At 61.6% G+C, this 14990-nt stretch carries 14 protein-coding genes; 7 read left to right on the top strand and 7 right to left on the bottom strand.

Translation table 11 applies throughout. The features are described 5' to 3' along the window. Nucleotides 1–104: 104 nt before the first annotated feature. Nucleotides 105–1463 carry a glutamine synthetase family protein gene (locus KSS90_RS13820; protein WP_028689491.1) on the bottom strand — a complete coding sequence of 453 codons (1359 nt, stop codon included), beginning with the start codon at nt 1461–1463 and terminating at the stop codon, nt 105–107. Between the two features lie 163 nt (nt 1464–1626). Here KSS90_RS13820 and KSS90_RS13815 point away from each other — a divergent pair, with 163 nt between their 5' ends. Next, nucleotides 1627–2526, top strand: coding sequence for a helix-turn-helix domain-containing protein (locus tag KSS90_RS13815; protein WP_217866001.1), 900 nt, complete (start codon nt 1627–1629; stop codon nt 2524–2526). A 359-nt stretch (nt 2527–2885) separates the two neighbouring features. Next, nucleotides 2886–4238: a hypothetical protein gene (locus KSS90_RS13810; protein ID WP_217866000.1), complete on the top strand. Its 1353-nt coding sequence runs from the start codon at nt 2886–2888 to the stop codon at nt 4236–4238. Between the two features lie 25 nt (nt 4239–4263). On the opposite strand, the gene KSS90_RS13805 is transcribed toward KSS90_RS13810, so the two are convergent. Both KSS90_RS13805 and KSS90_RS13800 read right to left on the bottom strand, forming a co-directional pair. Then, complete coding sequence (locus KSS90_RS13805; RefSeq protein ID WP_225933080.1) at nt 4264–4434, bottom strand: hypothetical protein; 171 nt, start codon at nt 4432–4434, stop codon at nt 4264–4266. 153 nt (nt 4435–4587) lie between these two features. Then, nucleotides 4588–5973 (bottom strand): aldehyde dehydrogenase family protein, encoded by a 1386-nt coding sequence (locus KSS90_RS13800; RefSeq protein ID WP_217865999.1) that lies wholly within the window; start codon nt 5971–5973, stop codon nt 4588–4590. A gap of 105 nt (nt 5974–6078) precedes the next feature. Here KSS90_RS13800 and ptrR point away from each other — a divergent pair, with 105 nt between their 5' ends. The 3 genes from ptrR to KSS90_RS13785 all read left to right on the top strand — a co-directional run bounded on the left by ptrR (nt 6079) and on the right by KSS90_RS13785 (nt 8255). Further along, nucleotides 6079–6954 carry a putrescine utilization regulator PtrR gene (gene ptrR / locus KSS90_RS13795; RefSeq protein ID WP_081941333.1) on the top strand — a complete coding sequence of 292 codons (876 nt, stop codon included), beginning with the start codon at nt 6079–6081 and terminating at the stop codon, nt 6952–6954. A 101-nt stretch (nt 6955–7055) separates the two neighbouring features. Further along, entirely contained in the window at nt 7056–7499 is a 444-nt protein-coding gene (locus KSS90_RS13790) for a carboxypeptidase regulatory-like domain-containing protein (RefSeq protein WP_217865998.1), read from the top strand. Between the two features lie 234 nt (nt 7500–7733). Further along, nucleotides 7734–8255, top strand: coding sequence for an acyloxyacyl hydrolase (locus KSS90_RS13785; protein ID WP_437180032.1), 522 nt, complete (start codon nt 7734–7736; stop codon nt 8253–8255). A gap of 72 nt (nt 8256–8327) precedes the next feature. On the opposite strand, the gene KSS90_RS13780 is transcribed toward KSS90_RS13785, so the two are convergent. Together KSS90_RS13780 and KSS90_RS13775 are read right to left on the bottom strand one after the other, a co-directional pair. Further along, nucleotides 8328–9218: a universal stress protein gene (locus KSS90_RS13780; RefSeq protein WP_217865997.1), complete on the bottom strand. Its 891-nt coding sequence runs from the start codon at nt 9216–9218 to the stop codon at nt 8328–8330. Between the two features lie 83 nt (nt 9219–9301). Next, nucleotides 9302–11302 (bottom strand): peptidase U32 family protein, encoded by a 2001-nt coding sequence (locus KSS90_RS13775; RefSeq protein ID WP_217865996.1) that lies wholly within the window; start codon nt 11300–11302, stop codon nt 9302–9304. Between the two features lie 181 nt (nt 11303–11483). Here KSS90_RS13775 and KSS90_RS13770 point away from each other — a divergent pair, with 181 nt between their 5' ends. After that, the gene (locus tag KSS90_RS13770; protein ID WP_217865995.1) at nt 11484–12320 is read left to right on the top strand and encodes an RHS repeat-associated core domain-containing protein; all 837 of its coding nucleotides are present in this window, start codon (nt 11484–11486) and stop codon (nt 12318–12320) included. A gap of 51 nt (nt 12321–12371) precedes the next feature. Here the strand turns inward: KSS90_RS13770 and KSS90_RS13765 are convergent, their stop codons facing one another. Beyond that, complete coding sequence (locus KSS90_RS13765; protein WP_050705604.1) at nt 12372–12752, bottom strand: RidA family protein; 381 nt, start codon at nt 12750–12752, stop codon at nt 12372–12374. A 168-nt stretch (nt 12753–12920) separates the two neighbouring features. Here KSS90_RS13765 and KSS90_RS13760 point away from each other — a divergent pair, with 168 nt between their 5' ends. Further along, the gene (locus KSS90_RS13760) at nt 12921–13616 is read left to right on the top strand and encodes a tRNA (adenine(22)-N(1))-methyltransferase (RefSeq protein WP_302467761.1); all 696 of its coding nucleotides are present in this window, start codon (nt 12921–12923) and stop codon (nt 13614–13616) included. Between the two features lie 6 nt (nt 13617–13622). Here the strand turns inward: KSS90_RS13760 and KSS90_RS13755 are convergent, their stop codons facing one another. Beyond that, on the bottom strand, nt 13623–14927 hold the full coding sequence (locus tag KSS90_RS13755) for an MFS transporter (protein WP_217865994.1): 1305 nt from the start codon (nt 14925–14927) through the stop codon (nt 13623–13625). Between the last annotated feature and the right edge of the window lie 63 nt (nt 14928–14990).

The raw sequence follows: 14990 nt of genomic DNA, 5'->3' as shown, positions 1-14990 counted from the left end.
TAATGTTCAGCCCATCGTCGGCAAGCCGGCTCCCACAGGAGTTGTGCTGCTGTTGTGGGAGCTGGCTTGCCAGCGAAAGGGGTGCATAGCACCCCCAAAGCGGATCACACGCTCAACAGCAGGAACTCGCGCTCCCACGAGCTGATCACGCGCTTGAAGTTTTCATGCTCGGCGCGCTTGACCGCGACGTAGCCCTGGACGAACTGCTGGCCCAGGTACTGCTGCACCTTTTCGCAGTCTTCCATGTGCTGTAACGCGTCCTCGATGGTGATCGGCAGGCGCAGGTTGCGCCGCTCATAGGCGCGGCCCTGTACCGGGGCGCTGGGCTCGAGCTTCTCGACCATGCCGATGTAACCGCACAACAGGCTCGCGGCAATGGCCAGGTACGGGTTGGCGTCGGCACCCGGAAGGCGGTTCTCCACGCGCATCGCTTCGGGGCTCGAGGTTGGCACGCGCAGGCCGGCGGTACGGTTTTCCTCACCCCATTCGACGTTCACCGGCGCCGAGGTGTCGGGCAGGAAGCGGCGGAACGAGTTGACGTTCGGCGCGAACATCGGCAGCAGCTTGGGGATGTACTTCTGCAGGCCGCCGATATGGTGCAGGAACAGCTCGCTCATGCTGCCGTCGTCATTGGCGAAGATCGGCTTGCCGGTGGCGATGTCGACCACGCTCTGGTGCAGGTGCATGGCGCTGCCCGGCTCGTCGGTGATCGGCTTGGCCATGAAGGTGGCGGTGACGTTGTGCTTGAGCGCCGCCTCGCGCATCGTGCGCTTGAACACGGTGATCTGGTCGGCCAGGTCCAGGGCGTCGCCGTGGCGGAAGTTGATCTCCATCTGCGCCGGGCCGTCTTCATGGATCAGCGTGTCGAGGTCCAGGCCCTGGATTTCGCACCAGTCGTAGACGTCCTCGAACAGCGGGTCGAATTCGTTGGCGGCATCGATGGAAAACGACTGACGGCCACTTTCGGCGCGGCCCGAGCGACCCAGCGGCACTTGCAGCGGTAGGTCAGGGTCCTCGCAGCGCTGGGTCAGGTAGAACTCCATCTCCGGCGCGACGATCGGCTGCCAGCCCTTGTCGGCATATAACTTGAGCACTTTCTTCAGCACGTTGCGCGGCGACAGCTCGATCGGGTTGCCCTGCTTGTCGAAGGTGTCGTGGATGACGATCGCGGTCGGTTCGATGGCCCAGGGGATCTGGTACACCGCCGTGGGGTCGGGGCGGCAGACCATGTCGATGTCGGCGGCGTCGAGCAGGCTGTAGTAGATGTCGTCATCGACATAGTCGCCAGTGACGGTCTGCAGCAGCACGCTTTCGGGTAGGCGCATGCCGCGCTCGTGGAGGAACTTGGCGGTTGGGGCGATCTTGCCGCGGGCGATGCCGGTCAGGTCGCTGATCACGCATTCGACTTCGGTGATCCGGTGTTCTTTCAGCCAGGTGGACAGCTGATCGAAGGGGGCGTTCATACAAACCTCTTGGTTGGGTAGTTGTGGTGGGACGCAAGGCGTTCAGTGCCGAGGGGCACTTCCCACAGGTGACGCTGAGGACTATCTTGGTCGCTGCCCCCAGGGCGATCTATCCACTTTCTTCGGCAATGAATGCACCAAAAGAGTGCAACTAGGACAGCGCGTGACAACGCCAACCGCCTTGCAGGTCCAGGATTACCGCACCACCGATGTGACCGAACAGACCCGCGCCACCCCCGGCTGGCAGCAGCAATACCGGCAGATGTCCCCTGGGCATTTCAACGGTCAGTTGCGCTGGCTGGGCCTTGATGGCGTGGAGGTGTATGAAGAGCGCCTGAATACCCGGGTCGAGCAGTTCTTTCGCGCCCCCAGCGGCGCCCTGGCGTTCTGTTTCGACCGCAGCGAAAACAGCCTCTACCTGCTCAATGAAGACAGCCGCAATATCTGGATCACCCCGGAGAACTACCAGGAGGTGGCGGTGGTATTCGAGCAGCCGTTCTTGGCCAGCCACGGCCTCGACCTGGAACGCCTGCGCGGCTTGTTCATGGTGCCGTTGACCTGCCAGCAGAACGCCTTGTTCGGCAACTGGCTGAGCGCCACGCTCACCCAGCTGGGCCAGGCCGATTGCCCGCTGGAAGGCGGGGCGCTGCGCGAGCAGTTGCTGGAAGACTGCCTGTTCATCCTCGACAACGCCGGGCAGCATCTGCAGGGGGATGCGTTGGGGCGGCGCGACGAGGAGCGGGCGATCATGCGTCGGGTCAGCGAGTGGGCCGCCGACTGTCCTGACGAAACCCTCAACCTGCTGCAGCTGGCCAAGGTCGCCGGGGTTTCCGTGCGTCAGTTGCAGCAAGCCTTCAAAGGTTTCACCAACCTGCCACCGGCGCATTGGTTGCGCCTGCGTCGCCTGAACGGCGCGCGGCGGGACCTGCTGGTGGGTGACGCAACCGTGGCCGAGGTGGCGATGCGCTGGTCGTTCTGGCACCTGGGGCGGTTTTCCGAGAGTTACCGGCAGTTGTTCCAGGAGTTGCCCAGCGAGACGCTGAGGCGCGGGCGCGGGTTATAGGCTCTTGCGTTCAACTGGGCTCGACGATGTCGTACGTAAGGCCACGCTTGCTGAGAGGTAGATTATTAGCCACGATTTTCGCAGGCTTTCGTATGGCCTCTTCTAATCCGTGATTTCTCTCGGCTAGGATGAGGGGGAAAATCGCATTCAAAAGCATCATGTTCAGGCGGTAAAGCACGTTAAAGACCAGAAGTATGGCATCCCTGGGCTACATCTGCTTCTGAGTGCTAGTTAATAATTTAGCGGTACTCAGTAACTTCGCAGGTCAGTAGTGGAGCTCAGTCGCACAGTCAGCTGGTAAAAAGGATTGAAAAACGATAGCTTACCCTGCCATAGATTTGAGGCGTCGAACTGTTGTCATGCGACGGGTGAGATTGGCCGAAAGCAAGGCTGCGAACGCGCGTGAGGATATTGAGGTTTGTGAATCTTTGATTTTATTGTTTGAGAGGGTTTTAATGATTAAGGACATTGTCGAAAAGATTCATGAGTCTGCGTATTGTAGTGAGTGTAATCAGCACAAAATACTTTGCTTGATGAGTCGACGTCAGGCGCCGTTGTCAGAAGCAACTCTTCAACAGCTAAAAGCACTTCTGAGTGACTCAGAGTTTTGCAGTAGGGTTCATGATTTATTCTTGAGGGAGGCTGGCTTCAGGGTTGAGGTTCTCCGCGGTGAAATAGACGAAGCCATGAAGATTGGGCGAAACCCAAAGTTTGCAGAAATTGAGTTGGAGATGGAGCTCGAGAAGTTGGAGATTTCCGATTTCAATGGCGTGCTTTGTTTGTATGGTGAGAATTTAAAAGCTAGCTATGAAGGTGTTTCGAACTGTGCCAGGGGGCACTATGGCGATGGAGTAGAGGCTTTCGTGGCCGAATATTATGTCGTGTATAAGGTGGTGCTGTTGTTTTACGAGGAGTATCGGAGGTCAAGGTATGTTTTGGACGATATTGAGCTTGATCTTTCAGCGTCCTTAATTGATTTGTATTCAGGTGTTGATGTGAGGCTGCAAGATGTTGACAGGCAGTTTGCCAAGTACGGCCTTCTTAGCTTTAATGAGAACATGAGGTTCGATTGTGATCATCTTGCTAGAGGTGTCGTTGATAAGCGTTTGAATAAATTTTTTAGTATCCCGGTTTCGCAAATTTTGGCTGAGTCCATCTATCAGTTGTATTCGGATGGCAAGGTGGGCACGCTCGCATTCAGAATAAAATGCATTGCCGATGGACGGCCCTCCATGGAGGAGAAAGCTTACGGATCTATATTGGATCTCGAGGTGTCAGAGTTGCCAGCTGTTTCGGAGTTTTATTCTGTTGAAAGGTTTGGTGACAAACTAACAGTAATACATGATCAGAAATCCCAAAGCTTGATTTTTGAAGAGCTAAATGATGACTTCCAGTTGGCGGGTGACTCGGTGGTTACTCAGTTGGTGCATTTGGAATATGAGCGTACTGAGGGTGGGTATCTAATTACTCATATTGATCATGAGCAAATACTTTACAGTCTTGATCAGTATGAGCAAAGGGTTTCTGAGGCAGATGTTTCTGTGAGGGGTCACAAGGTCAAAAGTTTCAAGATTGACGGTGCCAGCATACCGTTTGATTACAGATTTAAGGATGAGCTATTCTTGGTTATTGTTTTGGATGACTTTTTCGTTAATAAGAAGTTAATTGCTGAGTATTTCGAAGGTTTTAATGCTGGTGAACGTAAAGTTTAGGCTTTCATGTGATTTAGTGCGATCGCTATATTGAGGTGCTAAATTCAATATGGTTGTGGTCTTCGTGGTCCACCAGCGAGTCGATCAGGCGGGCGATGGGGGTGCTGTAGGCGGTGAGGGCGACGATCTTCTGCCGGCCTTTGAGGGTGGTCAGGTCGGTGCTGTTCAGGCGCAGTGGCGTGGCATGGGTGGACATCGGTACCTCCGGGTAAAGGGGAGGTGATCGATTATTCGCCGCTTGCCGAGTGACTCAAGGTACAGGCTCAGGCGATTTTGCAGACCAGCAGGTACTCACTGGCCAGGTCGGCTCCCGCAGGAGCCGGTCTGGCCGGCGAGCAGCTCGTTCAGATCAGTTGCGATCCAGCCATACGGTCTGGGCATTGGTGAACTCGCGCACGCCGAAGTGCGACAGTTCGCGCCCGAAGCCACTCTTCTTCACGCCACCGAACGCCACACGGGGGTCGGATGCGCAGTAGCCGTTGATGAACACGCCGCCGGTGTCCAGCGCGGCGGTCATGCGCTCGGCCAAGGCATAGTCGGCGGTGTAGATGGTCGCGGCCAGGCCGAATTCGCTGTCGTTGGCCAGTGCCACGGCGTGGTCGGCGTCGCGGGCGCTGATGATCGCCGCCACCGGCCCGAACAGTTCCTGCTTGAACGCGGTCATGTCCGGGGTGACGTTGGCGAACACAGTCGGCTCGTAGAAGTTGGCCACGCCTTCGACCTTCTTACCCCCCAGCAGCAGGGTAGCGCCTTCGGCGAGGGTCGCCTGGACCTGGCCGTCGAGTTCATCGCGCAGGTCGTAGCGGGCCATCGGGCCGATGTAGGTGGCGTCGTCCAGCGGGTTACCGACGGTCAGCGCACGGGTGGCCTCGACGAATTTCTGGGTGAACGCCTCGACGATGCTTTCTTCGACAATCAGGCGCTTGGCGGCGGCGCAGACCTGGCCGGTGTTCTGGTAGCGGCCGATCACGGCGGCCTTCACCGCGGCATCGAGGTCGGCATCGGCCAGTACGATGAACGGATCGGAGCCGCCCAGCTCGAGCACGCACTTCTTCAGCGCGGCGCCGGCTTGCGCGCCGATGGCCATGCCGGCGCGCACGCTGCCGGTCAGGGTAATGGCGGCAATGCGTGGGTCGTTGATGGCGCGGGTGACGCCGTCCGGGGTGACATTGAGCACCTCGAACACGCCCTCAGGCAGGCCGGCGCGTTTGAACAGGTCGGCCAGCAGGTAGGCGCTGCCCATCACGTTGGGCGCGTGCTTGAGCACGTAGGTGTTGCCCGCCAGCAGCGCCGGCACCGCGCCGCGCAGCACCTGCCAGACCGGGAAGTTCCACGGCATCACGGCGAGGATCGGGCCCAGCGGGCGGTACTCGATACGGGCCTTTTCGATCTGGGTCGGCTCCGGCGCGAGCATGGCCGGGCCGTGTTCGGCGTACCACTGGCACAGGCCCACGCACTTGCTCACCTCGCCACGGGCCTGGCTGACCGGCTTGCCGATCTCGCGGGCGATCATCTGTGCGAAGGCCTCGGCGTTGGCCTGCAGGGCCTGCCCGAGCGCGACCAGGTACTCGCTGCGCTGACCCAGCGACACTTTGCGCCACTGGCTGTAGCCTGCCTTGGCGCGTTGCAGCGCCGCGTCCAGTGCGGCGTCGGTGTCGAAGGCATAGTGGCCGATCCGTTCGCCGCTATAGGGGTCGACGGAGATGGCGTGGGTCAGGCTGCTGATCTCGCTCATGGCAGGACTCTCATTGTTCTGATGGGGTGAGCGCAGACTAGTGGTGGCGCGCTTTAATGAAAACTGAATAATAATGAGCGAAACATTCACGTTTGGAGAATGACCGTGGACCTGGTGCAACTCGAGATGTTCAAGGCCGTGGCCGAGCACGGCAGCATCAGCGCCGCCGCCCAGCAGATCCATCGGGTGCCGTCGAACCTGACCACCCGTATCAAGCAGCTGGAGGAGGATCTGGGGGTCGAGCTGTTCATCCGCGAGAAGAGCCGCCTGCGCCTCTCGCCAGCCGGTTGGAACTTCCTCGAGTACACCCGGCGCATCCTCGACCTGGTTCATGAGGCACGCCTGACCGTGGCGGGAGAAGACCCGCAGGGCACCTTCGCCCTGGGTTCGCTGGAAAGCACCGCAGCGGTGCGCATCCCGGCCTTGCTGGCGGCCTACAACCAGCGCTACCCGAAGGTCGACCTGGACCTGTCCACCGGGCCGTCGGGGACCATGCTCGAAGGGGTGTTGTCCGGGCGCCTGGTGGCGGCTTTCGTCGATGGACCGGTGTTGCACCCGACGCTGGAAGGCATGCCGGTGTTCGAGGAGGAGATGATGGTCATCGCGCCGCTCAACCACCCGCCCGTGACCCGTGCCCGTGACGTCAACGGCTCGAGCATCTACGCGTTTCGCGCCAACTGCTCGTACCGCCACCATTTCGAAAGCTGGTTCGTCCATGACCAGGCGGTGCCGGGCAAGATCCACGAGATGGAGTCGTACCACGGCATGCTCGCCTGCGTCAGCGCAGGCGCAGGCCTGGCGATGATGCCGCGCAGCATGCTCGACAACATGCCGGGGTGCAGCACGGTCAGCGCCTGGCCGATGGCCGAGGACTTCCGCTACCTGAAGACCTGGCTGGTGTGGCGGCGGGGCACGGTGTCGCGCAGCTTGAGCATGTTCATCAAGTTGCTGGAAGAGCGTCGTGAACTGCCCTCGGCTTGAAGGGCAGCGCCACGCAGACTAACGGTGCGTCGACAGGCGAACCCGAGCCCCGGAAAACCCTCCAAATTGTGTAGACCATCCCTCCCAGGGAGGAATGCATCATGCACACTCATCATTACGGTCTTTGCGCCGCGCTGTTGCTGGCATTGGCCATGCCTTGGAGCCTCGCGGCAGCCACCGACCTGAACACTCCCATCGATCCGCAGGGCGTGCAATTGCAGCCCCAGGAACAGAACGGCATCCGCTACCTGCAGGGCGGTATCGGCCAGGATGAAGCCGATGCCCTGCGCCGCACCCCCGGCTACGACCTGCACATCACCCTCTCGACCGGCGCCGAAGGCAAGTTCCAGAGCGGCGCCGCAGTGGATATCCAATCGGCCCAGGGCCACTCGGTACTGACGTTGCAGGACGTCGGCCCGTTGATCTTCGTGCAATTGCCCCCCGGGCACTACCGCGTGGTCGGCAATGCCGAGGGCCAGACGGTGCAGCAACAGGTGACGGTGGATGGCAAGGCGCCGGCGCGGGTTGACCTCAACTGGCGGTAAGGGAAGCGGAATACGACTGAACCAATGGCAAGCGCCCAATGTCCTTTAGCCAATAGTGGCAAATCACTTCCCACTATCAGTACATTCTGACAATAATCAAAGAAGTATTACCGCTTGTAACCCTTGCCAGTCTGGGGTTGCCAATGCAGGAAAAACGAGGGGCGTAGCCTCCATTGACGCAGGGACGCGCATTTCGCGGCCCTGCCCGTGAAGACCATCAGGAGAAAGTCATTGATGAAAACCCGTCTCGCCACAATGTTGGCCGCCGCCGTGCTGGCTTTCGCCGGCGCCAACCTGGCCCAGGCCGCGCAGGTGTCCGCTGCCGTGGGTGCTACTGGCCAAGGCGACATGACCTACCGCATCGGCCTGTCCTTCGACTGGGACAAGAAATGGCTTGAGAGCAGTACCGGACATCTGACCGGATACTGGGATGCGGCTTACACCTACTGGGAAGGCGGCGAGGCCAGTGGGGCTCACTCGCTGTCGATCAGCCCGGTGTTCGTCTATGAATTCAGTGGCTTTACCTACACCCCGTTCATCGAGGCGGGTATCGGCCTGGCGGCGTTCTCCAAGACCGACGTGGGCGACCAGCGCCTGGGCTCGTCGGTGAACTTCGAGGACCGGATCGGTTTCGGCCTGAAGCTGCCGGCGGAGCAGAAGATCGGCATTCGCGCCATGCACTATTCCAATGCCGGGCTGAAGCAGCCTAACGACGGGATCGAGTCTTACTCGCTGTTCTACAGCAAGGCGTTCTGACCCCGTAACTGCTCTTCATCGCGGGGCGAACCCGTTTCCACGCGTTGGAAACGGGTTCGCCCCGCGATGGTTTCAGCGTACCGCCTTGATCGCCAGCACATTACACAACGGATGCTCCAGCACATGCGCCGTGGTACCGCCGAGAAACGCCTGCAGCGCATCGTGGCGATGGTTGCCCATGACGATCACATCGACCCGGTGGGCGGCAATGTACTGGGTGAGCGCCTTGACCGCCGGCCCTTCGAGGAAGTGACGGCGCTCCAGGTCGATCTGGTAGTGGTCGCCCAGGCGATTGAACGCCGTGTGCTGGGCCGTGCGCACGTTGGCGTCGAAGCCAGGCATGGTCACGGTGCCGGCGCCGAAGTCGGCGATATGGGTCCTGGCCGCATCGCACACATGCAACAGGTGCAGCTCGGCGTTGCACTGCAGGGCCAGGGCATGGGCGCTGCGGATCACCGCGTCGTCCAGGTGCTCGCCGGCGCCATGGCTGTTGAGGTCGACCGCGGCGGCGATCTGCCGGGGCAGGGGCAGGCGGATATCGCTGACCAGATGCACCGCTATCGGGCTGTCCTTGAGCAGTTGCCAGTCCAGCGGGGTGACCAGCAGGCGCTTGAGGATGGGTTCGTGCTGCACGTCCTTGACCATCAGGTCGCAGCCCAGCCGCTCGACCTGCTCCAGCACGCTGCCCAGCGGATCACGGGTCAGCAGCAGTTCGGTAGAGACATCCAGGCCAGCATTGCGCAGCTGCTCGGCTTCATCAGCCAGCCACTGGCGGTTGTCGTCGAGTAGGCGCTCGCGCTCGCGGCTGTCGCTCATTAGGCCGAAGGTGTCGACATCATCGATGAAGACATTGAGGTCCAGCAGGGCCCCGCTGGATTCGGCCAACGCCGCCGCGCGCTGCAGGGCAGGCGTGTGGCGCATCTGCGGGCCGAGCATGACCAACAATCGCTTGAACTGGCTCATCTCACACCTCCACGTGTGGCAGCCCCCTGTTCAGTCTAGACCCGCCGCCGGTGAAGTCCGCTGGAGCGACGACGGGTCATACCTCAGTGCGGCGCGCGCGGGATGGTCTTGAGCAGGTCTTCCGGGCTGATGTGCCCGACCACCTGGGCCACCGCGCTGCCTGGGGTCGGCAGGTCGATGATATGGCTCTTCATCTTGCCGATCACATGCATCTCGCAGGGTTTGCAGTCGAACTTCAGGGTCAGCACTTCATCGCCCTGGATCAGCTGCATCGGCGCCACCTTGGTGCGCACGCCGGTCACACCCTTGGCCTGCTTGGGGCACAGGTTGAAGGAGAAGCGCAGGCAGTGCTTGGTGATCATCACCGGCACTTCGCCGTGCTCTTCATGGGCCTCGTACGCCGCATCGATGAGTTGCACACCATGGCGATGGTAGAAGTCGCGGGCCTTCTGGTTGTAGACGTTGGCGAGGAATGACAGGTGCGACTCGGGGTACACCGGCGGTGGCGTGGTCTCGGCCTTGCGCCCGCCACGCGGGTGGGCCTTGACCCGCGCTTCGGTCAGTGCCTCGATGGCCTCGCGACGCAGGGCCTTGAGCTGCGAGTTGGGAATGAAGAACGCTTGGGGCGCATCGAGTTCGATAGCGTCGGCGTGGTACATCGTGGTACCCAACTGGCCGAGCAGGTCGTGCAGTTGCTCGAGCGCCTGTTCCGGCTTGTTGGCGGCGCCGAACGGGCCGTCCAGGGCGACCTGCACGCTGATGCCTTCCTCGCTGCTAAGGGTCAGCATCAGGCGCTGCTCACGCAGCACGGCATGCCATTCGACACCTACCCGGCGTTCGGACGACGTGCGCTGCAGCGCCTGTTGCCAGTTGTGGTCGAGGTTGCGCGACAACGGATGGTTGGGGCGTAGCTTGTAAAGGCCCTCGGGCATCTCGTTAGGCTCGACGCGGTAGCGGTAGCGCTTCTGGCCGTCTTCCTCGGATTCGCTTTTGAGTTCGGCGATGTTGGCGCGGAAACCCACGACCTCACGCTTGACCAGCACATTGAGGCCGTCGCCGTTGGTCAGTGGTACATCGGTGGCCACCAGCAGGTCGCGCTTGCCGACTTTCTCCACCACGCCCACCGGCAGGCCAGTGAAGGTTGGAGAGTCGAAGGCGCCGATGTCGATCTTGCGGTCGCTGACGAAGTAGTCGGTGCTGCCGCGGTGGAAGGTCTTGTCCGGATCCGGCACGAAGAAGTGCTCGGTGCGGCCACTGGAGGCGCGAGCCAGCTCGGGGCGGTCCTCGAGGATGGCGTCCAGCTCTTTGCGGTAGTGGGCCGTGATGTTCTTCACATACGCCACATCTTTGTAGCGGCCCTCGATCTTGAACGAGCGCACGCCGGCATCGACCAGGTCGCGTAGGTTGGCGGTCTGGTTGTTGTCCTTCATCGACAGCAGGTGCTTCTCGAAGGCCACCACGCGACCCTGGTCGTCCTTGAGGGTGTACGGCAGGCGGCAGGCCTGGGAGCAGTCGCCGCGGTTGGCGCTGCGTCCGGTCTGGGCGTGGGAGATGTTGCACTGGCCGGAGAAGGCCACGCACAGCGCGCCGTGGATGAAGAACTCGATGGCCGCGTCGGTCTCGGCGGCGATGGCGCGGATCTGCTGCAGGTTCAGCTCGCGGGCCAGTACCAGCTGGGAGAAGCCGGCCTGGTCGAGGAACTTGGCCCGCTCCAGGGTGCGGATATCGGTCTGGGTGCTGGCATGCAGCTCGATCGGCGGGATATCCAGCTCCATCACCCCCAGGTCCTGCACGATCAGCGCATCGACACCGGCGTCGTACAGCTGGTGGATCAGCTTGCGCGCAGGCTCCAGTTCGTTGTCGTGGAGGATGGTGTTGATGGTGGTGAACACGCGGGCATGGTAGCGCCGGGCGAACTCGACCAGCTCGGCGATTTCGCTGACCTCGTTGCAGGCGTTGTGGCGCGCGCCGAAGCTCGGGCCGCCGATGTAGATGGCGTCGGCGCCGTGCAGGATCGCCTCGCGGGCGATGCTCACGTCACGGGCAGGGCTGAGCAGTTCCAGGTGGTGCTTTGGAAGGGACATGTCGTTATAGGTTCGGGCTGTCACGGTAAGGCGGGCATTGTAGCGGTGAATCGGGGCGGGGGCATCCATAACCGATGAACTTGCCCAAACGGTGGTAGAAGGCCTGGCATTTTTGTCAGTTATGCGTGCGACGCGGTGGTGGTAGCGTCGGGTCCAATATCTTTCTGCAAAAGGTTGTGCGATGACTTCCAGTCGTTTGGCCGTGATCGACCAGCAGCGATCAGTGCTGGGAAGCTCCAGCCTGCCCAGGGCTTATGCGCCATATGGGGCCGTTTCCGATAAGCGTGATGCTCGGTTGGCCTACTGTGGCCATCCCCACGATTCGCTGACGGGCCATTATCATCTGGGCAATGGGCATCGGACCTTCAATCCATTGCTGATGCGGTTCAACTCGCCCGATCGGTTGAGTCCGTTCGGGGCGGGTGGAATCAATGCTTTTGCGTACTGCCAGGGTGATCCAATCAACTTCCATGATTCCCGGGGTACTGACAGGTCTTTTGTCAGATCACTCCTGGCCACTGCGGCCTCGGCAGTAGGTACGGCTGGTGCGAACGAGGCACCACATCATTTCAAACAGTTATGGGATATGTCCGTCTACTCGGAAAATCGGCAAATACTGATACACAACAAGCGTGAGGGGCTGGCGGGGCAACCTGTGACATCCATGCAGAGGGCTACCCATGTTGTTGGAGCACTGACTAGTACAACTTCGGCTGTTGTTGGATGGGGGGCAGGCCTATATCTAGGCGCCACGGAGAAGGGCGGTGGTCATTGGGCGACGGAGTTGGGCCTGCTTGGCGCGGTCGTCGGTGCCGCTTCGATTTCCAAGATTTCTGACATGCTCTCATCCAGCCAAGAGGTCAATTTTGGCGCCAAGGCAAAGTTGTTGCAGGTTGATATCAACGATATGTACCAAGAGAATAGGGTTCGAGCACAATCGTCAGCTATAACTCAAGTGGCAGTTGACGTTGTCGAGGAAGCTGCTAGTACGCTGCGCTCGGGAGATAGTAACGCTTGAAGAGGCAACAATCGTCATGGGGCCGCGCCGTAGGCGGCCCATGAGCAGATCTCAGCCCTTGGCCGCCATCGCCGTCACTTCCACACGCATCCCTTCGAACGCCAGCGAAGCCACGCCCACCGCCGCGCGCACCGGCCATGGCTTTTTGAAGAACCGCTGGTACACCTCGTTGAACGCGGCCCGGTCGGCCATGTCGGTCAGGTAGATGGTCAGGTGCAACACCCGGTCCATCGAGCTGCCGGCGCGCTCCAGGGCAACTTTCAAAGCTTGCAGGGTGCATTCGCACTGGGTGGTGATGTCGCCCAGCTCAAGGCTGCCATCGGCCTGCACGGGAATCTGGGTGCTGACCAGGATGCCGTTGTACTCGGCAACGTCCGAGGAGATCGAGTCGGCGTCCGGGTCGGGGGTGTAGATGATGTCGCTGTTAGCCATGGGGTTTCGCCTTGCAACGGAAGGAAACCGCCAAGCCTACGCGAGCGGGCGGGAACGGTCGAGGCAGGGCGGTCGGTCGTGGGCATTTGAAATACCTGGCCGGGACCGGCAGAATCGCGCCCCACCCGGCCACAGGCGCCGGGCCCTGGTCGTGAAAAGAGGCTTGCGTTGAACGAACACACATTGTCCATGCGCCTGGAACGCGTGGCCGCCCATGTGCCGGCGGGCGCGCGACTGGCCGATATCGGCTCGGACCATGGCTACCTGCCGGTGGCGCTGGCGCGTCGGGGCGCGATCGTCGCGGCCGTGGCCGGCGAGGTGGCGTTGACGCCCTACCAGGCCGCGCAGCGCACCGTGCGCGAGAACGGCCTGGAAGACCGCATCACCGTGCGCCATGCCAGTGGCCTGGCGGCCATCGGGCCAAATGATGGCATCACCGCAGTCAGTATCTGCGGCATGGGCGGCGAGACCATTCGCGACATCCTCGAGGCTGGCAAGCAGCACCTGGGCGGACATGAGCGGTTGGTCCTGCAACCCAACGGCGGTGAACAGGCGCTGCGCCAGTGGCTGATGGACAACGGCTATCGGATCGTCTGTGAGGAAGTGCTGCGGGAAAACCGTTTCGACTACGAAATCATCGTCGCCGAACGTGCCGAGTCGGTCAGCTACAGCGCCGAGCAGCTGTACTTCGGCCCGCTGCTGATGCAGGCGCGCAGCCCTGCGTTCCTGTTCAAGTGGCAACGCATGCTGCGCCAGAAACACCAGACCCTTGCCAACTTCGCCCGAGCGCGCCAGCCAGTGCCGGAGGATAAGGTGCGCGATATCACCCGTCAGGCGCAGTGGATTGCCGAGTTGCTGGCGTGAAGCCCCTCACTTTGGGTTGACCACGTTGGCAGGCACCTTCAGCACCAGCACGGCACCCAGCACGATAGCCACGCCCAGTACCTGTAAGGCCAGGCCCGGGCTGGCGGTGCTGTCGCGCATCCAGCCGATCAGGTAAGGCGCGGCGAACGAGGCGATACTGCCGAACGAGCTGATCATGGCGATGCCGGCGGCCTTGGCGCCGCCCGCCAGGAACGCCGGCGGCAGTTGCCAGAACATCGGCAGCGCGGCGCTGGCGCCCATGCCGGCGACCACCAGCCCGGCCATTACCAGCCAGGCGTTGCCCGGCGCCCAGCCGGCCAGGGCGATGCCGGCGGCGGCCATCAGCAAGGGCACGCACAGGTGCCAGCGGCGTTCGCGGTGACGGTCGGAGGAGCGACCGCAGCCGAGCATGAACAGGCATCCGGCCAGATAAGGGATGGCGCTGAGCAAACCGACCTGGCCGTCGCTGCCGATGCCGGCCCCATGGATCAGGCTGGGCATCCAGAAGGCCAGGGTGTTGACTGCCAGCATCACCGCGAAATAGATCGCCACCAGCAACCAGACTTGGGTGTCGCCCAGCAGCCCGCGCATCGAGTCAATCGGCTTGTGCCGCTCCTCGCGGGCCATTTCCTCGCGCAATGCATGCTTCTGATCGGCGTCGAGCCAAGCCACCTGCTCGAAACTGTCCGGCAGGGCCTTGAGCACCACCAGCCCGAGCAATACCACCGGCAGCCCCTCGATCAGGAACATCCACTGCCAGCCCCTCATGCCGCCCTGATCGTGGAACGCCTGCAGGATGCCGCCGGACAATGGCCCGCCGACCACCCCGGCCAAGGGCACGGCGATGGCGAACAACGCCGTGATCTGGGCGCGGCGTCGGGCCGGATACCAGCGGTTGAGCACCACGAGAATGCCAGGGAAGAAACCGGCCTCGGCCACCCCAAGCAGAAAGCGCAGTGTGTAAAACCCAGCTGCGTCCTGGACCCACATCATGCCGGTGGACAACAACCCCCACACCACCATCAGCGTGGCGATCCAGCGCCGCGGGCCGACCCGCTCCAGGGCCAGGTTGCTGGGCACGCCGAACAGCGCATAGGCGATGAAGAACAGGCCGGCGCCCAGGCCGTAGACGGTGTCGGAAAAGCCCAGGTCGGCGCTCATCTGCATCTTGGCGAAGCCGATGTTGATGCGGTCCAGGTGGGCGAATAGGTAGCACACCAGCAGCAGCGGCATCAGCCGCCAGGTGATGCGGGCGTGGGAAGCGTCGCAGGCGCGTACGGACAGGGCCGTGGAGGTATCGATCGTATTCATGGTCCGGGACGTTCTTGTTGTTGTCCCGGCAGATCATGCGGCGCCGTGTCAGGCGGGCAAATG

It is taken from the genome of Pseudomonas maumuensis (assembly GCF_019139675.1).
Taxonomy (GTDB): domain Bacteria; phylum Pseudomonadota; class Gammaproteobacteria; order Pseudomonadales; family Pseudomonadaceae; genus Aquipseudomonas; species Aquipseudomonas maumuensis.
This window is presented reverse-complemented; position numbering and strand designations above follow the sequence as displayed.

Bases quoted from the DNA above. Each gene is read 5' to 3' on its own strand.
- KSS90_RS13820 (WP_028689491.1), bottom strand. From the start codon at position 1,463: ATGAACGCCCCCTTCGATCAGCTGTCCACCTGGCTGAAAGAACACCGG.
- KSS90_RS13810 (WP_217866000.1), top strand. From the start codon at position 2,886: ATGCGACGGGTGAGATTGGCCGAAAGCAAGGCTGCGAACGCGCGTGAG.
- KSS90_RS13805 (WP_225933080.1), bottom strand. From the start codon at position 4,434: ATGTCCACCCATGCCACGCCACTGCGCCTGAACAGCACCGACCTGACC.
- KSS90_RS13800 (WP_217865999.1), bottom strand. From the start codon at position 5,973: ATGAGCGAGATCAGCAGCCTGACCCACGCCATCTCCGTCGACCCCTAT.
- KSS90_RS13790 (WP_217865998.1), top strand. From the start codon at position 7,056: ATGCACACTCATCATTACGGTCTTTGCGCCGCGCTGTTGCTGGCATTG.
- KSS90_RS13785 (WP_437180032.1), top strand. From the start codon at position 7,734: ATGAAAACCCGTCTCGCCACAATGTTGGCCGCCGCCGTGCTGGCTTTC.
- KSS90_RS13780 (WP_217865997.1), bottom strand. From the start codon at position 9,218: ATGAGCCAGTTCAAGCGATTGTTGGTCATGCTCGGCCCGCAGATGCGC.
- KSS90_RS13775 (WP_217865996.1), bottom strand. From the start codon at position 11,302: ATGTCCCTTCCAAAGCACCACCTGGAACTGCTCAGCCCTGCCCGTGAC.
- KSS90_RS13770 (WP_217865995.1), top strand. From the start codon at position 11,484: ATGACTTCCAGTCGTTTGGCCGTGATCGACCAGCAGCGATCAGTGCTG.
- KSS90_RS13765 (WP_050705604.1), bottom strand. From the start codon at position 12,752: ATGGCTAACAGCGACATCATCTACACCCCCGACCCGGACGCCGACTCG.
- KSS90_RS13755 (WP_217865994.1), bottom strand. From the start codon at position 14,927: ATGAATACGATCGATACCTCCACGGCCCTGTCCGTACGCGCCTGCGAC.